Source organism: Methanothermobacter sp. THM-1, assembly GCF_009914355.1.
Classification (GTDB): domain Archaea; phylum Methanobacteriota; class Methanobacteria; order Methanobacteriales; family Methanothermobacteraceae; genus Methanothermobacter; species Methanothermobacter wolfei.
Genome location: NZ_CP044013.1, coordinates 608,393 through 635,075 on the forward strand (window position 1 = coordinate 608,393; position 26,683 = coordinate 635,075).

The 26,683-nt window shown below is 44.4% G+C and carries 22 protein-coding genes and 2 CRISPR repeat arrays (1 of these 24 only partly in view); of the genes, 18 read left to right on the forward strand and 4 right to left on the reverse strand.

Going from position 1 to position 26,683, the window contains the following annotated elements; genetic code table 11:
• Positions 1-1,883: direct repeats of the CRISPR family, unit length 30 nt; unit sequence ATTTCAATCCCATTTTGGTCTGATTTTAAC; it begins 3,683 nt to the left of the window's first position.
• Positions 1,884-2,447: 564 nt separating this feature from the next.
• Positions 2,448-2,603: a CRISPR direct-repeat array (repeat unit 19 nt; unit sequence GGTCATCTCTAACTATGTA).
• A 389-nt stretch (positions 2,604-2,992) separates the two neighbouring features.
• Together FZP57_RS03370 and FZP57_RS03375 are read left to right on the forward strand one after the other, a co-directional pair.
• Entirely contained in the window at positions 2,993-4,678 is a 1,686-nt protein-coding gene (locus tag FZP57_RS03370) for a sensor histidine kinase (RefSeq protein WP_074358767.1), read from the forward strand.
• Positions 4,679-5,134: 456 nt separating this feature from the next.
• On the forward strand, positions 5,135-6,544 hold the full coding sequence (locus FZP57_RS03375) for a zinc ribbon domain-containing protein (RefSeq protein ID WP_074358768.1): 1,410 nt from the start codon (positions 5,135-5,137) through the stop codon (positions 6,542-6,544).
• A 157-nt stretch (positions 6,545-6,701) separates the two neighbouring features.
• Here FZP57_RS03375 and FZP57_RS03380 read toward each other — a convergent pair whose 3' ends face one another.
• Positions 6,702-8,237: a glycosyltransferase family 39 protein gene (locus tag FZP57_RS03380; RefSeq protein ID WP_191216466.1), complete on the reverse strand. Its 1,536-nt coding sequence runs from the start codon at positions 8,235-8,237 to the stop codon at positions 6,702-6,704.
• 666 nt (positions 8,238-8,903) lie between these two features.
• Here FZP57_RS03380 and FZP57_RS03385 point away from each other — a divergent pair.
• From FZP57_RS03385 to FZP57_RS03395, 3 genes are all read left to right on the forward strand, one after another.
• Positions 8,904-9,671 (forward strand): hypothetical protein, encoded by a 768-nt coding sequence (locus tag FZP57_RS03385; RefSeq protein ID WP_074358770.1) that lies wholly within the window; start codon positions 8,904-8,906, stop codon positions 9,669-9,671.
• Between the two features lie 84 nt (positions 9,672-9,755).
• A complete protein-coding gene (locus FZP57_RS03390; protein ID WP_238338007.1) occupies positions 9,756-10,970 on the forward strand; it encodes an oligosaccharide repeat unit polymerase family protein in 1,215 nt (404 codons plus the stop codon).
• Between the two features lie 191 nt (positions 10,971-11,161).
• Positions 11,162-11,584: a YkvA family protein gene (locus tag FZP57_RS03395; protein WP_074358772.1), complete on the forward strand. Its 423-nt coding sequence runs from the start codon at positions 11,162-11,164 to the stop codon at positions 11,582-11,584.
• Here the strand turns inward: FZP57_RS03395 and FZP57_RS03400 are convergent.
• Positions 11,566-12,975, reverse strand: coding sequence for a hypothetical protein (locus FZP57_RS03400; RefSeq protein WP_074358773.1), 1,410 nt, complete (start codon positions 12,973-12,975; stop codon positions 11,566-11,568). The genes FZP57_RS03395 and FZP57_RS03400 overlap by 19 nt on opposite strands.
• Positions 12,976-13,457: 482 nt before the next feature.
• Between FZP57_RS03400 and FZP57_RS03405 the strand changes: the two genes are divergently transcribed.
• The 10 genes from FZP57_RS03405 to arsB all read left to right on the forward strand — a co-directional run bounded on the left by FZP57_RS03405 (position 13,458) and on the right by arsB (position 22,915).
• Positions 13,458-14,009 (forward strand): hypothetical protein, encoded by a 552-nt coding sequence (locus FZP57_RS03405; RefSeq protein ID WP_238337976.1) that lies wholly within the window; start codon positions 13,458-13,460, stop codon positions 14,007-14,009.
• A gap of 11 nt (positions 14,010-14,020) precedes the next feature.
• Complete coding sequence (locus tag FZP57_RS03410) at positions 14,021-15,256, forward strand: BREX system ATP-binding domain-containing protein (RefSeq protein WP_074358775.1); 1,236 nt, start codon at positions 14,021-14,023, stop codon at positions 15,254-15,256.
• 17 nt (positions 15,257-15,273) lie between these two features.
• Positions 15,274-17,421, forward strand: a complete 2,148-nt coding sequence (locus FZP57_RS03415) for a DEAD/DEAH box helicase (protein WP_074358776.1) — start codon at positions 15,274-15,276, stop codon at positions 17,419-17,421.
• A gap of 185 nt (positions 17,422-17,606) precedes the next feature.
• Positions 17,607-17,975 carry a hypothetical protein gene (locus FZP57_RS03420; RefSeq protein ID WP_191216468.1) on the forward strand — a complete coding sequence of 123 codons (369 nt, stop codon included), beginning with the start codon at positions 17,607-17,609 and terminating at the stop codon, positions 17,973-17,975.
• Positions 17,976-18,030: 55 nt separating this feature from the next.
• Positions 18,031-18,381: a hypothetical protein gene (locus tag FZP57_RS03425; protein WP_238337977.1), complete on the forward strand. Its 351-nt coding sequence runs from the start codon at positions 18,031-18,033 to the stop codon at positions 18,379-18,381.
• Positions 18,362-18,577 carry a hypothetical protein gene (locus FZP57_RS09715; protein WP_191216469.1) on the forward strand — a complete coding sequence of 72 codons (216 nt, stop codon included), beginning with the start codon at positions 18,362-18,364 and terminating at the stop codon, positions 18,575-18,577. Before FZP57_RS03425 ends, FZP57_RS09715 begins: the two co-directional genes overlap by 20 nt.
• 103 nt (positions 18,578-18,680) lie before the next feature.
• A complete protein-coding gene (locus tag FZP57_RS03435) occupies positions 18,681-19,859 on the forward strand; it encodes a hypothetical protein (RefSeq protein WP_191216470.1) in 1,179 nt (392 codons plus the stop codon).
• Positions 19,860-19,987: 128 nt separating this feature from the next.
• Positions 19,988-20,440 (forward strand): MarR family winged helix-turn-helix transcriptional regulator, encoded by a 453-nt coding sequence (locus tag FZP57_RS03440; protein WP_238337978.1) that lies wholly within the window; start codon positions 19,988-19,990, stop codon positions 20,438-20,440.
• Positions 20,424-21,779: an MATE family efflux transporter gene (locus tag FZP57_RS03445; RefSeq protein WP_074358782.1), complete on the forward strand. Its 1,356-nt coding sequence runs from the start codon at positions 20,424-20,426 to the stop codon at positions 21,777-21,779. Before FZP57_RS03440 ends, FZP57_RS03445 begins: the two co-directional genes overlap by 17 nt.
• A 98-nt stretch (positions 21,780-21,877) precedes the next feature.
• The gene (gene arsB / locus FZP57_RS03450) at positions 21,878-22,915 is read left to right on the forward strand and encodes an ACR3 family arsenite efflux transporter (RefSeq protein WP_191216471.1); all 1,038 of its coding nucleotides are present in this window, start codon (positions 21,878-21,880) and stop codon (positions 22,913-22,915) included.
• A 122-nt stretch (positions 22,916-23,037) separates the two neighbouring features.
• Here arsB and FZP57_RS09360 read toward each other — a convergent pair whose 3' ends face one another.
• Together FZP57_RS09360 and FZP57_RS09365 are read right to left on the reverse strand one after the other, a co-directional pair.
• The gene (locus FZP57_RS09360) at positions 23,038-23,706 is read right to left on the reverse strand and encodes a D-glucuronyl C5-epimerase family protein (RefSeq protein WP_238337979.1); all 669 of its coding nucleotides are present in this window, start codon (positions 23,704-23,706) and stop codon (positions 23,038-23,040) included.
• A gap of 250 nt (positions 23,707-23,956) precedes the next feature.
• Positions 23,957-24,247: a hypothetical protein gene (locus FZP57_RS09365; RefSeq protein ID WP_238337980.1), complete on the reverse strand. Its 291-nt coding sequence runs from the start codon at positions 24,245-24,247 to the stop codon at positions 23,957-23,959.
• A 124-nt stretch (positions 24,248-24,371) separates the two neighbouring features.
• On the opposite strand from FZP57_RS09365, the gene FZP57_RS03460 reads away from it, so the two are divergent.
• The 3 genes from FZP57_RS03460 to FZP57_RS03470 are packed head-to-tail and all read left to right on the forward strand — an operon-like array spanning position 24,372 to position 26,679.
• Entirely contained in the window at positions 24,372-25,070 is a 699-nt protein-coding gene (locus FZP57_RS03460; RefSeq protein ID WP_191216472.1) for a glycosyltransferase family 2 protein, read from the forward strand.
• 9 nt (positions 25,071-25,079) lie between these two features.
• Positions 25,080-25,532 (forward strand): glycosyltransferase family 2 protein, encoded by a 453-nt coding sequence (locus tag FZP57_RS03465; protein ID WP_191216473.1) that lies wholly within the window; start codon positions 25,080-25,082, stop codon positions 25,530-25,532.
• A gap of 16 nt (positions 25,533-25,548) precedes the next feature.
• Positions 25,549-26,679, forward strand: coding sequence for a glycosyltransferase family 4 protein (locus FZP57_RS03470; protein WP_191216474.1), 1,131 nt, complete (start codon positions 25,549-25,551; stop codon positions 26,677-26,679).
• Positions 26,680-26,683: the final 4 nt, after the last annotated feature.

Sequence of the window (26,683 nt, forward strand, 5' to 3'; positions counted from 1 at the left end):
CCCATTTTGGTCTGATTTTAACTCTGTTGCGTTGTTGAAGTATCCTAGTTCATCTATGATTTCAATCCCATTTTGGTCTGATTTTAACCAATACAATTACCGAGTACTTGTAAAGCATCTTCAGATTTCAATCCCATTTTGGTCTGATTTTAACAAATGTTACGTCTACAATGGCACAGGAAGGTATGAATTTCAATCCCATTTTGGTCTGATTTTAACCAGTAGCCAGTTCAATGTGAACATCACTGAATTAAATGATTTCAATCCCATTTTGGTCTGATTTTAACTGTGCGGAGGAGAACATTCCGCAGGGACGGATATGAATTTCAATCCCATTTTGGTCTGATTTTAACCGTCAGGAGAATCACCATCATGGCCAGCATCCTCAAATTTCAATCCCATTTTGGTCTGATTTTAACTTTCTACTACGTCCATATGCATCACCTCTTTCCCTTATTTCAATCCCATTTTGGTCTGATTTTAACCCGTGCCCTCCATGGAGGAAGACTGAGTCCTCTAATTTCAATCCCATTTTGGTCTGATTTTAACCGGGGGCCGGGAGGACAGCATCATCAATCTTCACTGATTTCAATCCCATTTTGGTCTGATTTTAACAAGAACATGGTGTTGTAGCGTTTGGCTGAGAGTTCAATTTCAATCCCATTTTGGTCTGATTTTAACTTCCTTAAATGATTTGCTGAGTTTCCCCACTTCCTTTGATTTCAATCCCATTTTGGTCTGATTTTAACAATGCATCAGGAAACCAAAAGAAATGGGTATCATACATTTCAATCCCATTTTGGTCTGATTTTAACATATCTTATTATGTATATATCTTTTTTGTATTCATCATTTCAATCCCATTTTGGTCTGATTTTAACTTTTAATCAAATTAGTGGTGCAATGGTGGATACACGATTTCAATCCCATTTTGGTCTGATTTTAACCAATATTGCATATTTATTATGTTCATATAATATAAAAATTTCAATCCCATTTTGGTCTGATTTTAACCAAAGCCTTAAAAAGCACCATCCAAAAAGTCATAGAATTTCAATCCCATTTTGGTCTGATTTTAACGAAAGCACCGCTATGCACCCCGTTCACGGAGAAACCATTTCAATCCCATTTTGGTCTGATTTTAACCCAAGGGCAAAACCCTAATCAACAACGTCAAAGTTGATTTCAATCCCATTTTGGTCTGATTTTAACTTATTTTCATTATATTTATCACCTATATTTATATAATATTTCAATCCCATTTTGGTCTGATTTTAACAAGTAGATTACTTAAACTCCAGCAATCACCAATGTTATTTCAATCCCATTTTGGTCTGATTTTAACTTTATGTTTCTTACATGTCTTGTTCCTTGACTGGTAATTTCAATCCCATTTTGGTCTGATTTTAACTTCGCCGATCCGGTAGGGTGTGTTGAAACTGCTCCCTCATTTCAATCCCATTTTGGTCTGATTTTAACAAGGCCACCCTGACGCCAGACCACCCAAACCACCACATTTCAATCCCATTTTGGTCTGATTTTAACACTATGTCTTGTATTTCTTCGTATTCACTGTGACTTATTTCAATCCCATTTTGGTCTGATTTTAACTGAACGGTTTAATATAGTTTATGATGATATGGTTGGATTTCAATCCCATTTTGGTCTGATTTTAACCTGGTGTAGAGGTGAAAATTGTAAGAAAAAAGACTACAAAATTTCAATCCCATTTTGGTCTGATTTTAACTTAAAGAGTTTGTTAATTTTGTTAAAAACCCGTTTGGATTTCAATCCCATTTTGGTCTGATTTTAACTATTAATAAAAAAAGATATAGAACAGGCGGAACAAGTTCATTTCAATCCCATTTTGGTCTGATTTTAACAGGACGGATTTTTTCTCTGTTTGGCCCTTAACGCTATGAAATTTCTCCTTTCAGATATATAAATTTGTCGACCCCCAATAATGCACTCCATTTATAAAGGCAGACGACTCAACAAAACATCTCCAAATAAAAAAATAAGACACCGAAATGATCTAAAACAATTTTAAAACAATCATAACAAGATAAATAATCCATGGTGCCTGTACAACCTTTTAAAGTAAAAAAGGAGTTAAAATAACTTATTGTTATTAAAATTTTCCTGTGAATTTTCATGGGATAGACGACTGAACCAGAGGCCTTAAAATAACCAATAAACCGGCCATAACACCTTAAAATAAAAATAAAAGAATTAAAACGTGCAAGGATATATTTAAATCAATGTTTGTTATCATTGAAGTAAGTTTTAATGTGCTGTTTATTCAAAGAGGTCTTTTAAGCACTTTAGAGTCCATTGAGATCCAGATTAAATATAGTTGATTCAGACACCATCAAAGACTCATGGGACTATGGTCACTAAAATAAAAAAATCAACAGTTTAACCATGAAACAGCCCTTTTGTTCTCAGGTCATCTCTAACTATGTACTTCACAAATTTTCATGGTCTGCTTCTTCGTCAGACCTGTCACATCGGTCATCTCTAACTATGTACTTCACAAATTAGGTTGAAGAATTCCACCCCAGATTACAAAGGGTCATCTCTAACTATGTAATTCACAAATCACTCATCATTTGCCTTGTAAAAACGCCCGCCATGAACTATCATGGATCTTATCTATTTACAGTATCCGATTCCAGAATGGGGTGCTGAAAGGGGTCATGAACCTATCATGAATCCTATCTATGGTATCTGTGGGGTGCAGGGGGTCTCATGGATCCCCTATTAATTCTGACCGAACCTTCGTAATAGAGAACTATAACGAATATTGGAAGGGTCCTGCACTGGGGATCAGAACCACACTTTCATCTGTGATGTACTAAAACAGGCACTGCTCGATTTTTATGGTTCTAAAAATGTTATTAAACTGTTAATACATTCAGATCTCTCATTCCTGGTGTCTATCAAAAAATATTTATAGAATTCAGTTTTATAGTACGAATGGGTGGTTAAAATGTCTTTTATAAAACCCATGACCCTTGATAAGAAGATATCTTACCTGACAAGCATTTCAGTCATGATAATATCAACCATAACCCTGGTCCTCTTCATTGCAGGCCACCATGTTTCTGCAGGAAGCTCCTTCTTTTTTGATAACAATCCCGTAACATCCATAAGTTTCATTCTCCTTTCAATATCAGTACTCACGGTAAGATACTCGGAAGGAGCAGCATCCCTTGCCCTTGCAGCCATCCTCTTCATCCTCCAGGTTACAGGAAACTGCAGCTGCATACAGGGGCTGCTCAACCTCCAGCTCCCGGCTGCATGCACCGTGACATCAGCACTCATCATAGTGTACACAACAGCCATAATACTCTTCACATTCAGGTGTTACCATGCAGCCCAGCTGTGCTGCTACATTGCAGGCACCGTTGGCTATGCAGCATTCCTCTCGGGCATTACGGGTGTCATTGAGACATCACCCAGGCTACAGACATCCCCTGCATCGGCAATCATCCTTCTCCTCCTGGCTGTGGGCTTCCTCAGCACCAGAACATCGGAGGGGCTCGTGGAACCCCTATACTCTGAGAGGATAGGAGGCTACACAGGCAGGATGCTCATCCCGGTCATGATGGCAGCCATCACACTCACAGCCCTCATAATAATCACTGCAGAGGAATACCTTCCCTTCTCCACCGAGATATTCCTTGCAGCAGTAAACCTAGCCCTTGCCATCATCATAATAACCTTCACGGCCTACAGGCTCAACCTGGTTGACACCGAGAGGATAAGGAACCAGAAAAGGATGGAGAGAACCTGGAAGTTCTTCAGGAACGTTATTGACCACATGGAGGAGGCTGTAACTGTCCTGGACGGCACCGGCAAACCGATCTATGAGAACACAGCCATGAAGGAACTGGGGATCACCTATGGAGGATTCTGGGATGAGATGAAGAAGAGCAAGCTGCCACAGCCCGTTGAAACCTTCAGGGCAAAGGGAAGGTACTTCACGGGGTGGATGATCCCCCTGGAGGATGGGGGTATCATCTCACTCATGGATGTTACAGGCATAGTGAGGATACAGGATGACCTGAGGGCGAACATTGCAGAGAAGGAGGCCCTCCTCAGGGAACTCCACCACAGGGTCAAGAACAACCTCCAGATAATCCTGAGCCTCATAAACATCCAGCTCCATGATGCGGATGAAGGGGCAAGGGAGGCCCTCATCGCCATACAGACAAGGGTCCAGGCAATGGCCATGATCCAGGAATCCATATACAGTAAAGGGGACCATACGCTGGTCAGCATGCAGACCTGCACCTCAAGGATAATCGATCACCTGAAGTCGGTCTTCGATGCCTGGAGTATTGACTTCCACCTGGACAGTGATGTGAAAGTCAACCTTGAAACAGCCATGCCACTCGCACTCATAATAAATGAACTGGTCTCAAACGCCCTGAAACACGCATCCCCGGGGAGGATAGAGGTTGAGATCAGAGAACAGGATTCAGGGTATCATTTAAGGGTGGCTGATGATGGTGCCGGGTTAAAGGATTTTAAGGCAGGAACAGCCCTGAAACTTGTAAGGGCCCTTGTAGGTCAACTTGAGGGTGAACTGAGGATACTCACCATGGAGGATTCACGGGGCACAGAGTTCATGGTACCCTTCAGGGAACTTGAATACAGGAGGAGAACATGAATTCAGGATAGCAGAACCGTCCTTGAGGGTTTCACCCCCAGCTTATGGGGATCCTTCATTGATTTTCTGAGAACCATGAACATGACACTTACCTTCTCAGGAAACATTCCTTTCTATTATGGTCTTCCCGGAATTTCCCTCTCCTTAGGGTATCCATGTAAAAGGATCTGCTCATGAATGAAGTCTATCTCAAGGCTGTCTTCCGGAAGGTCCATTATAATCTGGAAGAGGTCCCTTGCAGAGGTCCCTCAAACCTAGGGGTGATGATACCCCGGGTATCCCTATTCTCTTAAGGTCTTAGGTTTTCATATAAGTCATCCTGCAGGCTTTATTAATAATTTGATCTGTTCATGAGGGAACCATCCAGTTTAGATGATAAATTTTTTTGACTCATCAGATATTTATGAGACATGAAAGATATATCCATTAACAGTAAATATTAATTATGGTGATCCAATGGTTTACTGCTGGAACTGCGGAGAGAAGAACCGCGACGATGCAAGGTACTGCTTCAACTGCGGCAGGCCCCTGAAGGACAATGCTGGAGGAAATGGGGGTGAAGAGAAAGAGAACCCCTGCCCTGAAGTGGTTCTCAGGGGGGATGATACCGAGAACCTGGACATGCTGACCCCTGAAAACTTTCTGAGGGACATGAAGACCCTTGAGGAATACAACAGGAGAATCCTCAAAGCTGCAGAGAAGTTCAGAAGAAGAAAGATCAGGAAGAAGGACTTCAGCAGAATGCTTGAGAACCTTAAAGATGCCATAAGTTCGGAACTGGATGCCCTCAATGATGAACTTGTCTGCATCAGCCCGGCGGTCATGGAGGTCACGGTATCATGTCACGGGGATGACCCCGTCATCCTGGAAGTTAAAACCGGTGCAGATAAGGAGAAACTGCAGGGTTACATGGGGATGGTTGTGAATAAGATGGCTCAAGACGCGGGTCGCGGGAACTATGAGAAACTGCAGGGTTACATGGGGATGCTTGAGGAAATAAAAAGGGAGGGTAAGGAAATGCCTGAAACACCCGCCCCCGGCGAGGACCATGAAGAGGAATTCAAACCCCCTGCAGATGCATCATGGATAGAACTCTGCCCTGTCTGCAGGAAGTCGAGCCTTGAACCCTACACCGAGAAGAAGCTCATGGGCCTTTTAACAGAGAATGGTTACCGGTGCACTGAATGCGGCGCTGTATTCGCAGGTAAGGATGACAGGTATTCCCTTCAAAGGGTCGGGGATGAAAATAATGCTACATGGAGGACCTATGCCCACCAGGCCCTCACCGGGGAGGAATGGACCAGGATAGCCCACGGTGGAATGTCAGACGCCCTCCAGAGGGAACATGATATTAAGAGGTGGCTTGATGATGCAGCGGCCGGGAGGGTTAATTTCAGGGAACCCGAGTCCCCGGTGATCCTCAAGAAGAATGAGAGGGCTGTCCTTGTCCTTGAAGGGGTGAGCTTCTGGGAGCCAAGGGCTGTCCGCCGCACCATAGGAACCTACGGGGGACCGACCGTAAGGGTTTCAAAGAATGTTTCCCTGCGCCTGGGGGGATTGCAGGCCCGGAGCGAGTCCCAGGAGGAGCTCAAGGAGATCGACAGGGGGGTCCTGGTCCTGACGAACCGGAGGATGATATTCGCCGGATCCAAGCGTACCATAAATATTGACCTCAGGAAGATACTATCCATTGATGCCTACAGGGATGGTATAGCCTCAAGGCGGGAGAACAAGCAGAAGACAGAGTACTTCCTCAACACCGACAGTTCAGGGATCAGCATCAGCGTCGATGGAAGAACCTACGATGTCCCCGTGACGGGACCGGTGCTTAAGACGGTGATTGAGGGGATGATAAGAAGCCTCTGATACCCTGGATAAAACGAATTAAGGGTTTATCCTGTCATGATGCCATGCACCGTCAGGTTGTGAATAGGGTTCTGGAGATAGGCAGGCCTCTTTTTAGCACCGCTGGAACAGTACATGTTAAGTCTCTCTGACCTCTGAAGGATGATTCATTTCCCTCCTACTGCTCTGTCATGTATAGGTATACAACGAAGTCCCTGTTTTCGTAGACCCTTTCAAGGTAGGTGTGGTTGAGGCTGGATACATTGATGAGTGACGGGTTATAGAAAATGAAGCCTTCAGAGACTTTGAATGTGAAATTACCTGTTGCTTTAAGTCTTTTATCGAATACAAGGTATCGAGTGCCGTTTTTTGAGATTTCTTCGGCTGTGGGCATTCCTCCTTTTTCATAGAGGAGGGGGTTAACCGGTCTGTTCGTATAGGCCATCACGAAACCCGCTGTGAAGTAATTTGAAAAGGAGATGGTCCCATTATCCCCTTGTTTATTGAACCATTCTGCAAGTTCAACCTCTGATTCAGCTGGTGGCGCGATCACAACTCGCCCATGGTGTGTCAGGGCACCGTAATCTGCAATGTTCTTACTGGAAAGGTTGCTAAAACCCTGGAAGGTTGCCAGTATGAGTATCAGTGCCAGAAAAATCCATGCCAGATTTTTATCCTTTCTCTGGATGCTTTTAAATGCTGAAATCAGTCCACTGGCGGCCAGAATACTGAGAGGGATCATTATATAGATCAGAACACGGTATGTTATAACGTTGATTCCAAAATAGTAGGCCTTTGATAGCAGGAGCACTGCAAGGATCCATAATAGGATTATCCTGTCTTCAAGCTCGAATCTTTTAAGGGCAGTTATCACCCCAATGGCAGATAAGATGATGGCGGGATAACCCAGCGCATTGGGGTACTTCAGGATGCTGAGTCTTCTTGAAGTCTGCAGGGCTGTGCTGACACCGCCGGGACCTGTATTCTTGAAATAAATGGCAGGCGCCCACCACAGTGCAGCGATTAAACCTGCTGATATGATGAAGAGGATGTAGCTGAAGAGCACCCTGCCTATCACTGAAAGGTTCCTTTCCATGTAAAGCTCGGAGCCCATGATCCCGAGGGTTATGATTGTGACTGTGAATCCGAGACAGAATGTTGCAGCTGGATGTATAAGTGCGATTAAGCCCATTAAAAGTCCGGATATAACAGCTGTGATGGGTTTATCCTCTTTAAAAAATTTATAATAAAAGTAAATACTCAGGGGGAAGAATATGAGGGCCATGTTCTCGGGCAATGCTTGAACAAGTCTTGCTGAAATTGCGCCGGAAAATAGAAGGATACCCGCAGCAAGGCCTATCATCTGTTTTTTGTAGAATTTTGAGGCGACAAAGCTAACTGATAAGACAACAAGTCCTGCCAGAAAAGGCTGCATGAATCTTGCAGTTTCAAAGAGCCCTGTTCTTAAAATGTATGATAAAAGGATGAGGGTGAAGTGAAAGATTGGGGGATAATTTATTATATTCCCTGCAGGAGCATTATAAATAGGGTCGAAGAGGGTTAGGCCCTCTGTAATGTAAACCTTTGAAATGTGTATATGATAAAAGATGTCCCATCCAAATGGCCAACGGTAGCTGAGGGTTACAAAAAGAACAGCTAGGAATACTATCAGAGATGGAACAATGTAAATGGCCCTGCTATCTGAATTTTCCATGTTCAGCTCCCTCTATTAATCAGGTTGATGATTGTGTTATGATTATTAATGTTACAAACTGATTCTCTATGCCGGGTCTATTTAAGTTTTTCTATGTTTAGAGGAGATTGAACTTTCTGGAAAGCAGGAAAGGCTCCTAATTCCGATAACCATTGATTTATTTTCTAACTGCCGGAATGGACTTCATAGCGGATCATCCACTTTCATATTATCATTCCTGTGAGTTATCCCTCTCTCGTTCGGGGGACTTTTTTTGCTTCGATGATAGGCCTCTTCATCTTCAGAAGCAGGTTTTTCTTATGGAATCAGGTGCCTGTTTAGAAATAGTTAGAAAGAGGATTGAAAAGGATTTAATAACAACACATTTAGGGTTCATCTGTGACAGAAAGTGGTAAAGAGTATATCATAGTGACAGCAATAATTGAGTAGAGAGTACCTGGGCGTCCTGAGGATTAACACTGTATAGGGATGTGAGCTGGTCTTCAACCTGGTACATGGGCGTCCTGAGGATTTTATTAAAACCCATGAAGATTAGGGGAAGTGTAAGTACCCGAAAACAGCAGCTGCCCTTAAGTGTCCGGATCCGGAACGATGCACCAAAACAACATTTATTAAGTTCTTTCCTTTAACTATGAGATAACTTCAACTGTATGGAGAGAGAATTCCATGAAGAAAATTGGTGGTTTAACAATAATCGACATAGCAATAATCCTATTTGTATGCTCTGCAGTAGTCTATGGTTTTATCAGAACTGCTGACATTGATTCCAATCAGGAGGTATTTACATTTGATGTCTCGGATATTTCGAAGGTCGAGACGAAATACAGCGAATTTTATAGCAGGGGCAAAGTAGTTGAGAGTAAGATAAGTGGATATAACTCATTAACAAAAAGAAAGGAAGAAATACGTGGTGAAGTCCTGTGGGTAGGATATTTAAACGGTTATCTAAGTATCCTGATAGATGTTAACGGTGAAAAATTGCTTGCAGGACCATATCAGAACAAGTTTGCAGATTTCTATATTGATTCAATTACTCTGCAAGCCACCGGTAAAAAAGACGCCGTTGATGTTGTTATCAAACCACGACGCATAAACAGGATATCGGACCTGATTATAGATGTACCTGGTGTGAATTATGAATTGACCACCAATATTCCCATCAAAAACTATGATGTTTCTAAATTCCAGGAACTCTCAAAAGAACTGTATATTAAAGAAAAATATGTGCCCATAAACCTGAATGTTCAGCAGGAAAGAATAGAAATTTTCAAGGCAACCCCCAGCACCCTTAAAATAGCCGATAGAATTCTTGGGGATGTAAACGGGCAGACAGATTTCATAAACCTGAGAATATACAGTGCAGACAAAGCAGTCATTGAAAAGATAAAAAGCAAATACGATGTGGTAAAGATCATAGACCTTAAATCACTCTAAATAATCAGGGAGCACAGTTTTATGAGTCAGATTTACAGTATGGCAATAAAAACCTGCAGAAGGATTGAGTCTGAAATTAAGGGTATGCTGCTTTACAACATATTTTTAAAAATCCTTTTGAGTGTTGAGAAAATATGGTTAGACAGTTACTTCAGGAAGGCTTATCCCAGCGGTAAATTCCTTAAATTTCTTGAGAAGAGCCATGTACTGAAGAATCATATTTTTGCCCCCCCACTGTTCATCCTGGCATTCTCTATATTTATGATAATGGCATCAACTTCAGTTTCATGGAAACTGCACCTAACCATACTAATAGGCTTCATCTTTTTTTTCCTGTTTTCCATGATAATACCAAGGTTCATCCTTAAGGACATGGAATATTATCTGAAATTCAAAAGTGAAGATATCAATTCCATCGGTCTAACACTATTTCTGGTCAGCATAATATTCTTCATTATAACAATCACGGATGTTGGCGGTTTACCCCTCCTCCATCCAACCCTCAGATACAGTCTTAACCCGAAACTTACAATTCCAGCATTCCTCATGATCCCTGCAACAGCATTGATATCATCCCATCTCCTTGAAAAAATGAAGGAAGGCAGCATAGATAGGGCAAGGGTGAAATTCAGAATAATGGTACTGGCTCTTATCTGCGCTGCTTTTTTAACCCTTCTTGGCTACAGGACCCCGGTGGTGGCATTGATTCTGATTATTGCCATCATGGGGTATTATACTGGACTATTTGATATATGGGAGATTCTGGGATCATTCCTCTTCGCATTCCTTGTAATTATGGGTATAGGTTACTTCAGGTCTGTGGAGGAATATTCAGTTACCAGCATCAGCGCCATGAACTTTCTTAAGATGCGAGCAGCCTTCACCCTCAACGTCCTCGACATGTTATCCCATCTCTCGGGACCAACCGGTGCTTTACATGGTGACCTGATCATGAGCATGATCCCGGGCCCTGGGGATGGACCAAGAACCTTGATAGGGAAGCTTATTTCCTGGAGAACTGGTGTGACAATCACTCCAACAATCTTTGGGCAGATGCTTGTGGATTTCGGCACAGCAGGTGTGGCTGCGGGAATGGGTATACTCGGGTTAATTACGGGAGCCGGTTACAGGATAATGAAAAAAACAGGGGACACATTTTACATCATGCTCTACGCCCTTATAATGGCCTATCTCATCATATCTGTTGAGACAGGTATTCTTGACCAGACAGTGATGGGTTATTTTGCGGCCGGAGGCGCTATATACCTTTACAACATTGTTAAAATAAACAGGCATTAACTTTACCGGCGGGGCGGCTCCCTCCTCAAGGACCGGTGCTTAAGACATTAATTGAGGGGGATGATAAGGAGCCCCTGTTAGGGTCCTTTCTGTTTCTGGATGCATCCCGTACCTTCTGTATGGGTACTATGGTAACAGTAAATATTATAATAGAAGTCACCGTAAAATAGAAATCGTCAGGGTGGTTATTGATGGAGACAAAATTCAAGGATTTTTATGATATACTAGTTGAAAATCTTGAGTCATTCAATGGTGAGTACGCATCCTTCATAGATTATGGACCTCAACTCTTTAAACTTCTGTCGGATTTACTGGGGTATGAGGGTCTTAAAAGCCAGTTAAAACTTAAAATCAGTGCAGCCATAGCATATTATGTCGTGCCAATGGATGTTATCCCTGAAACCGTTTATGGTGCCTACGGCTACATTGATGATATCTTCATAACAACCTATGTGATTCGCCTCCTGGCAGATGTATACGGTTATAAGTTCTTGGAGAACTACTGGGAAGGCGAGGATGATCTTGAAAATGTGGTTGAACTCTGCTATGAAAGATCAAAGGACGTACTCCGGGAAAAGACAACGGATGTACTTAACTATGTTGGCCTCATATAGTCGTCAAGGCCGACCCTGTTTTCCCAGTTTTTCTCTTCAAGCATACTTAGAGTATCATGGATGGATTCACTTTTTACATTCAATTCGATGAGGACTTCAAAGCAGCCATCCTTCTGTATTATCATACACTTTTTCATGAATCCCATGAATGGATTGAGTTCTTCCATGGTATCCATTAATTGATTTCGATTTATAATTCCATTCATGAGGAGGTTGTGGCTTTCATCGGTGCTCTGGTTTATATGGATTATCTCCTTTCTGCTGGGGGATGCCTGTTCTGTTGCTGGTTCTGGTTCAGCTCCAGTGTATATCCTGTAGATCTCTTCAAGTTCCTCCCGGTGTTTGAGTTCGAATCCTTCACCTGTTTCTTCGACAAGGTCGTGATCCTGGAGGATCATTATATTGATATCCAGCTGCTGAGGGTCCTCAAAGGAGTCAATTAAATCCTCTCTTTTGAATGGTCCATCAGCCACAACGTCTTTCATGGATAAAAAGGTCTCCCATGCCATTATCTTATCATAGCATTCCCTGCACTCATCACGTGTACTGTCCCCTGTACTGTAAAAACTGGATTTTGGCAGGGTCCTGTTACAGATGCGGCACTCCTTCACCATATTCGAATCTTTAACAAGCTCTCCTTCACCGTACTTTGAGTAGAACTCTGTTAATTTACTGTCATCTATCAGGGTGTAATTTTTGAAGGCGTCCTCTTCAATAAGGTCGAATTCCTGAAGCTCCCATATGAATCCCTGTATGTTTACGCGTTCCTCTTCACTTTCTATGATATCATCAACTCTGAATTTAACTCCGGGTTCAACCCTTTTTCTTATTTCAGCAAGGGAGAGTGCAGCGTTCCTTTTACCTGCACAATCCTTACACTCCCTGCCCTTTCCTGTCACATAGAACTCTGTAGCAGGTTTGAGTTCTCCGCATATGGGGCACTCGGTTTCCTCTTCCTCTGCTTCATGGTCTTCTGTTCTGTCGGTTACCCCGGGTTCCTGCCCCTTCTCCTTCATGATTTCCTTGAGTTTTATGTTCTCTATGAGGAAGCTGTTAACGGTTTCATCAGATTTTATCCTGCATGAACCATCCCTGTAGTCGAGGAGACCGAATTCATCAAGTATCCAGACCATTCCCTGGAACTCGATTCTCTGAGATTCATCCATTTTAGCGGTTATTTCTTCCAGATGGAATTCTTCCCCTGGTTTAAAGGTTTCAAGTAATCTTTCAAGGGATTCCAATGCGTACAGTGTCCTTGAACATTCGGTGCATAGAACCTGAGGAGAACTTCCCACTTCAGCCCTGCAGTTGAGGCATCTGCCGGGTTCACCACCACGTGTCCTGAATTTATTTTCCGGTTCTCTGGTTTCAGAGTCACTATTCAGTTCCATCCACCACATAGACATGGGAAGCACGTCCTTATGATATCAAGATTCACTGCACCGCCCTTTTCCCCACTGCCAACTTACAAATGATTTTTTTACAGATTTTTCAGGGCATTAATACAGACTTCCGCAGTAAATGAATGTTTACACATAAAAATTTAATATTCCTTCACATACTTAAGCCTTTCATATACAGACAAATAAAAAACTTTATCTATTAATTTCAAAAAAAAAAACGTTTAAAGGGTATTCAGTGTCTTAAGGGGGGTTTTCCCATAAAAAAAGGACCAATTTCAGATAGAAAATCTAATTTCTGGATCCATAGGATAGATCCTGATTTACTTGAGGATGTATCAAGAAACCTGGTTATAGGAGCTAGAAAGAAGAGGAGCAGGAATGTCAACAGTATACGCCCCAATGACAGGATATTCATCTTCGCACCCATTATAGTAAACGGGCGGAGGAACCTGACCTTCATTGCATACACCATGGTTGATGGGGTCTACAATGATAGCGGAACCCTCTATGATTACTATGAATCCACCAGGAAGATCAGACTTAAGGGTATAAAGTTCTTCAGCCCCCCGTTACCTGCAGTGGATCTCAGGAAAAACCTTTCGTTTTTAAATGGGAATAGATATTCATCAGCCCTCAAATCAGAATACAGGGAGATATCTGAGGCTGACTTTAAACGGATATACTCCCGGGCCAATTTCGTTAAAAACTTTCCCCTTTACCTTGAAAACGTCTCATTCAACATTGATGAATTTATCTTGAACTCAATAAATTCCCTTCATGGTATCATTAAACGCTTTGATAATAGGAAGCAGATGGATATAAAGACCTTTATCAGGCTTCTGGGGGAATTCATGGATTCATATGGAGTCAGTAAGCCCTATGATGAGCTTGAGGAGTTTTACTCCCTTAATGCATGGAGGACAGGAATCAAACATTACCCCTCAAGGGACCCAGAGAGGATAGTAACCCTCTACAACAGTCAGGGTGGTAAGAGGGACTTCGGATTAATATCATTTGAGTAGGAGGTATATTAATGGATCCAGAGAACATCCTTAACGCCCTTAAAAACGGTAACGTGCCTCCTGAGGGTGTCAGTGAGATATGTGTGGGGCGTGAGAACGAGATTGAAGAATTCCAGAAGATATTTGAGAGGGTAAGGGGTGGTGTGGCTGTAACAAAGTTTCTGAATGGAGAGTTCGGGGCTGGGAAATCCTTCTTCCTGAAGCTAATTGAGGAGAAGGCGCTTGCAGAGAACTTTGTTGTCTCAAAGGTAACCCTCAGCCGTGACGTCCCCTTTAACAAGTTCGAGGTTGTTTATCGTAATATTGCAAGGTCCCTTACCTGCAAGACCGGAATATCCCTTGAACATATAATTGAGCGGTGGATGACAAAGATAAGGACGGTGGCCCTTCGCGAAACTATCGACCCCTCCCAGCAGGAGCAGATTGTGCGGGATAATATCCATAATGACCTTAAAGAAGCCCACAAGTATTCAGCAAGCTTCGCCACGGCCATAGAAAATTATTATAACCTTTTATCAAAGGGGGATCATGAGACAGCAAAGCATGCCATCGCATGGTTGAGTGGTGAGACCAACATCCCATTCACAATAAAGCGAAAGTTCGGGGTTAAGGGCGATATTGACAAGGAAAACGCCTTCAAACACCTTGAATCACTTTCAGCGTTTCTAAAATCCCTTAACTATGCCGGCCTTGTCATACTTATAGATGAGGCAGAGCATATCATGACCCTCCACAACAAGAAGCTCAGGGACACAGCCTACGACTATATGAGGAACATATATGATGCCTGTAACGGCGGAAGGTTCAGGAACACCCTCTTCATATTCGCAGGAACCCCTGAGTTCTTTGAGGATCAGAAGCTCGGGATACCCTCCTACACAGCCCTAAATGAGAGGATAGAGGATGTTCTCCACACGGAGCTGAAGGACCTCAGAAAACCCATAATCAAGCTGGATGGGTTTAAAAGGGAGGATCTCATGGAGTTATCCAGCAGACTCATCTCCATGCATGAGGAACTCTATGACTGGGATGCCGGGATTGTCAGGGACTCCCTTGAGGGCATAATTTCAAGGCATGAATCAAGCGCTGAACTGACGGGTTATATACCTCCAAGGATCTTTGTGAAATCATTTATAAGCGTCCTTGACGTTGTACAGCAGAACCCTGAACTCAAGACTGAAGACGAGATACTTGACCTCTTCGAGGAGAAGGAGGAAATAGAATTAGAGGATGAAGACTGGATTTGACTCTTTGAGAGGGTTAGATGTCTGAAATACTGAATCCTAGGCTCAGCCATTTTCTTGTAAACCGGCTGGGCTGGAATAAACTTAGAGATGTCCAGAGGGCAGCCCTTGAACCCATAATGGGGGGAGATGACACCCTTATACTTGCAAGCACAGCTTCAGGTAAAACAGAGGCGGCTATCATACCCATCTTTAACTCCATGATAGGTGAAGGTGCAGAGCCAGTGTGCCTGCTCTATGTATCGCCCCTCAAGGCCCTTATAAATGACATGCACATGCGCATGGATTCCTGGTGCAGCCACTTTAACCTTGAGGCTATGAAGTGGCACGGTGATGTCTCAGGCAGCGCCAAGAAGAGGTTCATCAGGGACCCGGTTGAGGTACTCCTCATAACCCCCGAGTCCCTGGAGGTCATCCTTATAAACAGGACCCATGATGAAAAGCGGAGGATCTTCAGGAACCTCAGGTACATCATCATAGATGAGATACACTACTTCATCGAGGCTGACAGGGGTGTTCAGCTTAACTCCCTCCTTTCAAGGATAGAGAGCTACACGGACCGCAGGCCGCAGAGGATAGGTCTTTCAGCCACCATCGGGAACCCTGACGCGGTAATGGACTGGATGAGCCCTGGAGGGTGTTCACTGGTAAAGAGTGAATCAGACCGGAAACTGGACTTCCGCATATTCAATGTTAATCTTAAGGATCCCAATGTTGAAGATCTTGAAGAATTGCTTGATATACTCAAAAGACTCACCGGGAGAAAGGTCCTGATCTTTTCACCATCAAGGGCCAGAGCTGAAGCTTACTATAGGATAATAAAGGAAAAACTTGATGTTGAAGTATTCATACACCACGGATCCCTCAGCAAGGACCTTAGGGAGGATGCCGAGGCTAAATTCAAGGAACTTTCAGGGGCCTTCATGGTGAGCACCAGCACCCTTGAACTTGGTATAGACGTGGGTGATATTGATGTGGTGGTCCATCTAAGTGCACCGGCCTCTGTAAACCAGTTCCTCCAGAGGACAGGTAGGAGCGGTAGGAAGAGGGGTTCTCAGAGGACTGTGATATTCACTAATGGGGGTATGGATGTTTTAATAGCTCTTTCAACGGTTTCACTGGCACTTTCAGGTAAACTTGAGAATTTAAGGATACCTGAAAGGCCCCTTGATATCTATTTCCATCAGATCCTCAGCTCCGTCTTTGAACTGGAAAAACCTGAACCCTCTGATATTTACAGACTCCTCAACAGATCAAGTGTATTCTCAAGGATATCAGAGGATGATTTTCATGGGATGATTGAATTCATGATCGATGAGGACTTCTTAAGGGAGTACGGTCCTTACATCCACCATGGATTCAAATTTGAGAAGACCTTTGGAAAGATGAACTTCCTGGAGTTCTATTCAGTATTCCCCCCTAACTATGAATTCAAGGTTAAAAAGGGGGCAATGACCATAGGGACCATTGACGCGTTTTTCGCGGTAACCTACCTTCAGAGGGGGTCTGTTTTCATGCTGGGGGGAGATGAGTGGATTGTAATGGATATTGACTATGAAAGGTTCACGGTTCGGGTTAAGCCTTACAGTGGTAATGCTGATATACCTAAATGGAACAGTGGTGGGATGCCGGTGAGCTTTGAAGTTTCAAGGCACGCCTACGATATAATACTTGGCAACTTCAACAGGGACCTCCTGCGGAACCTTGATGAACATTCACGGATTAAGATTAAGAATTATATGGGAAGGGCTGAGTCATTCGGCCTGGAGGAGGGCATGATCCCAGTTAACATGGATTCAACTATAAGCATCTACACCTTTGCAGGTGACAGGGTTAATAAACTGATTTCAGACATCTTCGCCCTGGAGGCTGAGAACAGCATAAGTAATGTGGTGAATGATGCATTCAAAACTTCCTTCGTTGCCAACATAGATTACAGCGACATCCTGTTCATAATGGAGGATATTCCCTCTATAATATGTGAGGACGGCTTCCCCCTACGCCTCCAGACCCACCTCAATAACTTTGTTAAGAACAAGTTCATCAGGTACCTGCCAGAGAATGTGGCTGCAGAGATAATCTATGAGATCCTCTATAATCCTGGGGATCTCCTGAAGCTCCTTGATGAGAACAGACCAGTCCATATAGATGGATTCGGCCTTTTTTGAAGAACCCTGAGTTTCAGTTCAGTAATCTACCGGTGGATATGGGGCACATCATAAGATAAAAAATTTCAATAACTTTTGATATATGATTTTAATGATTTAAAAACTTTCATCTAATTTTTTTAGAATATTTTATAAAGATCATGGTGCTACATATAAATGTACATCTGGTGTACAGGATGGTATAAATGAATAAGAGAAATCTATTTCTCCTGTGTGTCCTTGGAGCAGCCTTTATTCTGTCAGGAACATCATCTGCTGCTGATATTTATGTTTCAACAGCAGGTTCTGATGATAATGATGGACTCTCATGGGATACTCCAAAGGCAACCATAAGGAACGCCACCCTGACAGCATCTTCAGGTGACAGTATCTGGCTTGCAGATGGGGAATACACTGGCGATGACAACAGGGGCATAACCATAGACAGGAACCTCACCCTGACGGGACAGTCAACCACAGGGACGGTTATAAACTGCGGGTACCTTTTAAGGGCATTCACTGTTAATGACGGTGTTAGTTTCCTCCTGAGGAACCTCACAGTGAAAAAGGGGTAATGACTCCTATGGCGGAGCCATATTTAACCAAGGCGAGCTCACCGTTGAAAACTGTGTGTTCACCGAGAACACAGGGGACTACGGTGCTGCTATAAGCAACTACGGGGACTTTATGGACTGCTCAAGGGCAGTGATAATCAACAGTCGCTTTGAAAATAACATCATAACCACAGGTACAGGTGGGGGTGCGCTCTACAATGAGATGTTTGCAGAGATGATTGTTGAGGGGTGCACATTCACCAACAACAGTGTCAATAACATTGGCGGCGCCATCTACACATGCTATGAGAGCAACCTTACTGTCAGGAACAGTACGTTCAAGTGGAACCATGCAGAGAACTCAGGTGGAGCGATTCACGCCAGTCACGGTGCTTCAACCATAATAATTGATTCGGTTTTTCATTGAAAACTCAGCCAGTGCTGGGGGTGCAGTTTTCAGTACTGGATATTCCAGTCTCAGTATTATGGGTTCATCCTTCGAATCAAACCATGCAGGGAATGGTGGGGCCATCACTAGCTATGGGAACATCACAGTCAAAGATTCAGCCTTCAACCAGGACACAGCCGATGGATTAGGGGGTTCAGTCTTCCTTTCCCCATAAAATGAGGGTGATGCTGCATATATCTATGGTTCAGTCTTCAATGGCATTTCAGCCCGTTGGGGGGGGCGCTTTATATGGAAGGAGTACCTCAGGAATATTCCATGTGACACTTGTAAACAGCACATTCTCCTCATGCAGGGCACTGTATGGTGGAGCGGTCCTCATGTCTCATGTCACGGCCATCGTGGATGGATGCACCTTCCATGCCAACAGGGCAGATGAGCATGCAGGTGCAGTCAAGAATGACTACGGTAACCTTACAGTGAGGAACAGTAACTTCACAGATAACAGTGCATACTTTGGTGCGGGTGCAGTGGGGAGCTTACACGCGGAACTTGCAGATATAAGGGGCAGTACCTTCACGGGTAACAGCGCAGATACATGGAAACTTGGCTCAGCTGTACTAAGCTACTACACAAGGACTGTGCTTAATTTCTGCCGCATCATAAACAACGCCCATGTTGATGTCTACTGTGAGGAGGGTGAGGGGATTGATGCACGCTACAACTGGTGGGGCAGCAACGCACCCGACTTCACAGAACTCACGGCAAGTGATGTTATATGCGACCCGTGGCTGGTTTTGAAGATGAGGGTTGACCCCTCAACTGTTACCGTGGGCGGCAAACCAGTGGTTACAGTAAGCCTCAGAGAGGACAGTGAGGGTGGCATCCACCATACAGGGTTCAGTTTACCTGTTAACTTCTCATCAAGTGCAGGTGTGCTGGATGATGCCCTTATGGTTAATGGGACGGCATCCTCCGTACTCAGGAACCTTAACAGTCCCGGAATGGTCCTTATAACTGCAGTGGTTGATAATCAGATGGTCAACACCACAGTTAATGTCCTAGCAGCTCCTGTAACAGGGATAAGCGTTGGACAGCTTACTGCAGCTGCGGCATGGGTGAATAAATACTATGGACGCTACAGGCAGCTCCCATCATATCTGACAATACAGGCGCGGAGGTACACTATGGCCCAGTTTCTAGACCTCCTTACACGTGGGACCATACAGCTCAATAGTGGCACTCTGAACCCACTAAAACCACGTTCTGTGGGCTACGCTGGAAGTACGGGTATATCAGGGTCCGGTAGGCTGTACCGTGCAGCTTATGTATCAGTGGCTTCAGGCATAAAGGGGTTCATAGACCGCACAGGCAGGGCACCAAGATATGCGACCACAGGCCATGGCAGGTTGAGCTTCATAAGCATTGTCCTTGGTTACAGTAGAATAATTGATTTCTATGGAAGGAATGGAAGGTTACCGGCTTATCTGGTCCTCTAATCCATCCTTTTTATTTTAACTGACTTATTCCTGTTCCTACACACAGAACTTTATGTTGCATTAACAACAGTTGCACTAACAACATTTATATGGTTGGTTCCATCATACACTCCACAGGAGTTGATTATTTGAATCCAAAGATACCACTAAGAGGGCTTCTCTCAATAATCCTCAGGAGCCACAGGGTCTTCATATCAAGGGAACTTGAAGACATGAACCTCACAGACGCCCAAGTGGCATGCATACTTCGCGTAAACCACAGACCTGGAGTCACCCAGGACGAACTGGCCTGGTTCTTCCAGGTGGACAAGGGGACCATAGCAAGGACCATCAGGCGACTGGAAGACAGGGGATTTTTAAATAGAAAACAGGACCCAGATAACAGAAGGAGATACATGCTCAGTCTCACAGAGAAGGGCAGGCAGGCCATACCTATCATAATGGATGCTGAGAGGAAATGGGCAGAACTCCTGTTCAGAAACATGACCATGGAAGAACAGGAAGCATTCATCAGGATGTGCCAGAGGCTTGCAGAGGAGGCAATGGAGATAAGGAGGATTGAAGATGACAGAAGGCGTTAATATAATCAGGGGGGACCCGAGGAGGGCCATCCTGAAGCTCTCAGGCCCAATGATAATAGCGATGCTCCTCACATCCATCTACAACCTTGTGGATGCGGTCTGGGTCGCTGGGCTGGGAGGTGAGGCCCTCGCAGCCATAGGTTTCGTGACACCAGTCTACATGGTCATGGTGGGTTTATCAAATGGTCTCGGTGCAGGGGCCGCCTCCTCGGTATCAAGGTACCTGGGGGCCGGTGACATGGACGCCGTGGACAACAGTGCAACTCACACAGTCATCATAACACTGGCAGTCTCCCTGGTCCTCACACTTATAATAGAGCTGCTCCTGGGCAACATACTACTCTCCCTTGGCGCTGCAGGGGCCTTCAGGGAGGCCCTTGACTATGGTAGCATCGTATTTGCAGGTACAGTGTTCACCCTCTTCACAGGGGCAGCCTACGGTATACTGAGGTCTGAGGGTGATGCCAAGAGGCCCATGTATGCCATGGGGATCTCAGCCGTCCTCAACATGGTCCTTGACCCCATCTTCATATACAATGCAGGCTGGGGTATTGCAGGAGCTGCCTGGGCGACAGTCATATCACAGCTGGTAGTTTCCCTGATAATCATCTACTGGTTCCTCGCCGGGAAAACCTTCACATCCATAGGCAGGGGACGGTTTAAACCTGACAGGAGCATCGCATGGTCAATAATCTCTGTTACAGTCCCTGCAAGTGCAGAGTTCTTCATCATGTCAATGGTCACAGCGGTCATAAACTGGATACTCGTCACTGCAGCAGGTACAAGTGCAGTCGCAGTCTACTCTGCAGGGTGGAGGATAGTTATGATGGCCATAGTGCCTGTCATAGCAGTCGCAACGGCCCTTATAAGTGTATCGGGGTTCGCATACGGGTCAAAGAACTTCAGGAACCTTGAAGTGGCCCATGGATACTCAATAAAGATAGGACTCATCATAGCAGCAGCCACAGCAGGCTTCACCTTCATACTTGCACCATGGATCTCATGGATATTCTCCTACTCCCAGGCCTCCGCGGCCCTCGCACCCAGGATAACCGAGTTCCTGAGGGTCATATGCCTCTTCTACATTTTCCTGCCCCCCGGGATAATGTCAGGGTCAGTGTTTCAGGGGACAGGGAGGGGACTCACATCCCTGGTCCTCTCCTTCATAAGGCAGGTCCTCCTCGTGGTTGTCTTCGCCTACCTCCTGGCAGTCACCCTTGGAATGGGTGAGGCGGGCGTCTGGTGGGGTGTTGTTGCAGGTGATATCGGGGGAAGTCTCATAGCCTATACCTGGGCCCGTGTATTCATCGGGAGGCTTAAAAGGTATGGGATGTTATGATGCCTACACGCCCTCATGATGAGGACCGTAACTCATCGGAAAAATCTATATATTTAGATACATCAATATACTTGCAGTGAAAACCTCAAGGTGATCAGATGAAAGGAGAACAGATAGGCTTATTCGAAAAGTACCTCTCACTCTGGGTGATCCTCTGCATAATCTTCGGGGTGGCAATCGGATACTACATCCCTGCATTCCCCCGCTTCCTCAATAGGTTGCAGTACGCACAGGTATCCCTCCCGGTCGCCGTCCTGATATGGCTCATGATATATCCCATGATGCTCAGGATAGACTTCTCAAGCATACTCAGGGCCACAAGGGAGCTCAGGGGACTCACGGTTACCTGCGGGACCAACTGGCTCATAAAACCCTTCACCATGTACATCATATCCTCCTTCTTCCTCCTTGGGGTCTTCTCACAGCTCATACCCCCTGAACTGGGGAGGGAGTACCTTGCAGGGGCGGTGCTCCTGGGCGCGGCACCATGCACCGCCATGGTCTTTGTCTGGAGCAGCCTCACACGGGGTGATGCCGCATACACCCTGGTCCAGGTTGCGGTAAACGACCTCATACTGGTCTTTGCCTACGCACCCATAGTGGCATTCCTCCTGGGGATAGGCGACATAAGGGTGCCCTACGACACCCTCATACTCTCGGTGGTGCTCTTCGTGGTGATACCGCTCACAGCAGGCTACCTCACGAGGAGAAGGCTCCTGTCAACCCGGGGCCCGGAGTACTTCCAGGAGTTCCTGGCTAAATTTGAGAACGTCACCATCACAGGACTGCTCTTGACCCTCATAATAATATTCTCCTTCCAGGGCTCGGTGATAATCCAGAACCCCCTCCACATAGGACTCATAGCGGTCCCCCTTATAATACAGACATTCCTCATATTCACCCTGGCCTACCTCTGGGCACGTGCATGGAGGCTCAGGCACTCGGTCGCGGCACCGGCAGCCATGATAGGTGCAAGTAACTTCTTTGAACTTGCGGTGGCCGTTGCAATATCCCTCTTCGGTTTAAACTCAGGTGCTGCCCTTGCAGCGGTGGTGGGTGTCCTGGTGGAGGTCCCGGTGATGCTGACCCTGGTGAGGATAGCTAACGCAACAAGGAACAAGTTCCCACAGGAATAAACTATTTTTTTTACCCTACAGAAACACCGGCCTGAGAGGTTGCAGGTGATGATACGCAATCAGAATTCAGGCATAATCATTAAAAGGAAAACACGTTCAGATAAAATAAAAAAATAGTGTTATCAGATCCTCTCAGGGCTCAGGCCTCTCCTTGTGAGGTGACCGTTCCACTTGAGGGCTATTTTCCTGTAGTAGTAGTCTCCGGTTGCAAGGTAGACGCTGTTTGAAAGGTTAACGTGCAGCCTGTGGTATGCTGTGCTTGCAGGCCAGGCCGGCCTGTAGTACCTCCCGCTAACCGCATAATAGGTCCAGCTGCCACTGTCATACTTCCAGTGCATCCTCCTGAAGGTTGAAACACCATCCCTGAAGAGCAACAGAGCCCTTGGATTTCCTGTGAACCTGTATGCCCTCTGGAGTCCCAGTGTACAGATGAGGTGGGCGTTCAGTATATAGTGTTCCCTGAGGAAGTTATAGTGAAGGTAGAAGTTCCCGTACTTCGTGGATTTAACAAGGCCCGTAGGGGCGCGGAAGCTGTTAATGAGTGAATTTGAGATGTCAAGGCACTCCCTTTTTCCTGTGAGGTTGTAGGCCCTCCCGTAGTGACCCGCCATGTTGCCCTGTGCAAAGCTGTCAAGCCAGCCTATAGCCGCACCACTGTAGTCAAAGTACATGGGGAAGACGGCGTAGCGCATACCGTTATAGGTCCTGAAGGTCAGTGTCAGTTTCTGCTCATCAAGGATCTCAAGGAACTCCTTCCCGGTGCTTGCAGCTGCAAGGTTTGATGTTTTCACCGGATAAATGTTCCAGCCCTTGTTCTTATAGTATGTGAACGGCAGGCTTGATTTGTAGTCTGAGGGGAAGTTCCTGTAGTAGGATGAACTGTTCCTGAATACGATGGCCGTGTAACTGTTTGATGGAGGGAGGCTGTGTGAGAAGTAGGCGTTGTTTGCCTGGATGGTCTTGATTTCAAGTATCTTCTCATCAGTCCTGAGGGGCCTTTTACTCTTGATGTTTGAGAAGACCCTGACGGCGTACCCTGCATCAACGTAGGCCTGTAGTAGCGTTTATCACCCGTTTTTCTGTACTTACTGTAGAGAGTGTTCTTATAGCCCTGTTTTTTGCAAGGGCCTCACTGAGAAGTTCACTGTAATTATCGAGATAGTATGATCTGTTGAGGTGATTCTCGAGTCGGGGCCTTTCATTCTTAACTTCCAGGGAGGCTGTGGAGTCCACAGTCACATTCCCTGCAGTACCATCCTCTCCGTAGCATGAGGCCGTGGCCACGAAGGTGAGGAGTGCCATGGTTAGAAGGAGAAAAATATATGGTTTCATATTATCACCCATATAATACATGTTTCTTTGGTTTATATTAATGCACCCCATCACCGAATAATTTATATGTGGAGTCAACAAAATGAAAGTTAAATGTTTATCTTCACAATATTATGGTGTTACCATGTTCGTGTCAATAGTAATACCAGCCCTCAATGAGGAGGGCGTCGTTGGGAGGACGATAAGATCCGTCCCAGTGGAGAAGATCAGGGAGATGGGATACGATGTTGAGATACTGGTCGTTGACAATGCCTCAGAGGATGGAACGGCCAGGGAGGCCCTTGATGCAGGAGCACGGGTTGTCAGGGAGGATAAAAGGGGATATGGAAACGCATACAAGAGGGGGTTCAGAGAGGCCAGGGGCGATATTCTGGTGATGGGTGACGCTGACCTCACTTACCCTTTTGAGATGATCCCTGACTTCCTAAGGGAGATAGAGAATGGCTACGACTTTGTAATCGGGGATCGGATGAATGGTATGATGGAAGATGGTGCCATGTCAGCCCTCCACAGGTACGTAGGAAATCCTATCCTCTCAAGGATGCTCAACATACTCTTCAGGAACAATATAAGGGACACCCACTGTGGTATGAGGGCCTTCAGAAGGAAGGCGCTTGACAGGATGGAACTAAGGGCTCCTGGAATGGAATTCGCCATAGAGATGGTAATCGAAGCCTCTGAGAAGAACCTGAAGATCAAGCAGATACCCATACCCTACAGGCAGAGGAGGGGTGGTGAGGCCAAGCTCCACTCCTTCAAGGATGGGTGGAGGCACATAGAATATATGCTCAGGAGGAAGTTCCTCAGGGGTTCACTTTACTAGGTGTTTAATTTGAGGACGGTATCGATTGTTATACCCATGAGGAATGAGGCAGATATTCTTGAAAGATGCCTCCATGCAATGGAGGAACTGGATTATCCTAGAGACCTCCTTGAGATTGTGATTGTGAATGATGGTTCAACAGATAACACTGCTGAGTTAATAGAGAAGGGATCATGGTCCTTCAACTACCAGTACATTGAAACAGATGGCGTGGGCGTTTCAAGGGCACGTGACATGGGCTTCAGTTTACAAAAAAAGGCCATTCAATATCTCCTTCTAGAGGGGTTTAGTTATCCGGGATTTGAACTTGAAGCTGAGATGTTTTCCAGATTTTCAAAAGCAGGATTTAAGATTGCCGAAACTCCCATATCATATAAAAGGCGGAGAACTGAAGCAAAGCTTTCATCGATTAAAGACGGTTTTAAGATTTTTAAAACACTTATCATTAAAAAGATAAAATAATTCTTGGGGATTTTTCATGAAAGTATTGATAGTATCACATTTTTTCCATCCTTTTATTGGTGGTTTGGAGGAAGTAGCCTTTCAACAGGCTAAAAATCTTGTGAAAATGGGGTATGAAGTTAAAGTAATTACTAGTAAGGTTGATAATGAAAAAAAATTAGATAAAGTCCATGGAATAACAATATACAGAGTTTCTGCAAGTGACTTTTTATATAAAAATTTTGATATTCCTCAGCCAATCTTTAACATTTTGGAGTTGAATAAGATATTAAAAAGACTTGTCCAGGAAGCTGACATAGTTCATATTCATGATAGATTCTATCTTTCATCTTTTTTTGCTACTAGAGTTGCAAAAAAATTTGATAAACCAATTGTCCTAACTATACATGTGGGGTTTGTAAGCTATGAAAATCCGATTTACAGGTTACTTTTCCAGATTAATGAAATATTTTCTTCATATGTGGTAAAAAATGCCTCCAAAATACTTTCTGTGGGAGGTGAAGTAAAGGATTATATATACAAAAAATTTAAAAGATCTTCGTTATTAATTTCCAATGCTGTAGACACGAGCCTATATAACCCAGATGTCGAAAATAAACCTTCAAGTAATTCTAAAGATTTCAGGGTATTATTCGTAGGACGATTTACTTATAAAAAGGGTGTTGACATTATTGTCGATGTTGCAAGGAGACTTGATGAGGAAGTACAGTTTATTTGTTGTGGTGACGGCCCAAAAATGGCTGAAATAAAAAAGACCCTACAAAGAGAAAATATTAAAAATGTAACCCTTACAGGGATGATATCTAACAAGGATGATCTAAAAGAGTATTACATTTCTTCTGATGTATTAATTTTCCCATCAAGAAAGGGTGAAGGATCGCCACTAGTGATCCTCGAAGCTTTAGCATCAGGATTACCAGTGATAGTGAGTAATACTGCTCATGCCGAAATCATAAATGATGGAATAACTGGATTTGTCGTTGAAAATGTAGAAGAAATTATTGATAAGATACTGATCCTAAAGGATAATAAAGATCTCCTTAATACCATGTCTCTAAACGCAAGAAGAGAATCAGAGAAATATTCGTGGGCAAAGAATGTTGAAAAATTAATATCCGTTTATAAGTCAGTAGTTGATATGCGGTGATTCA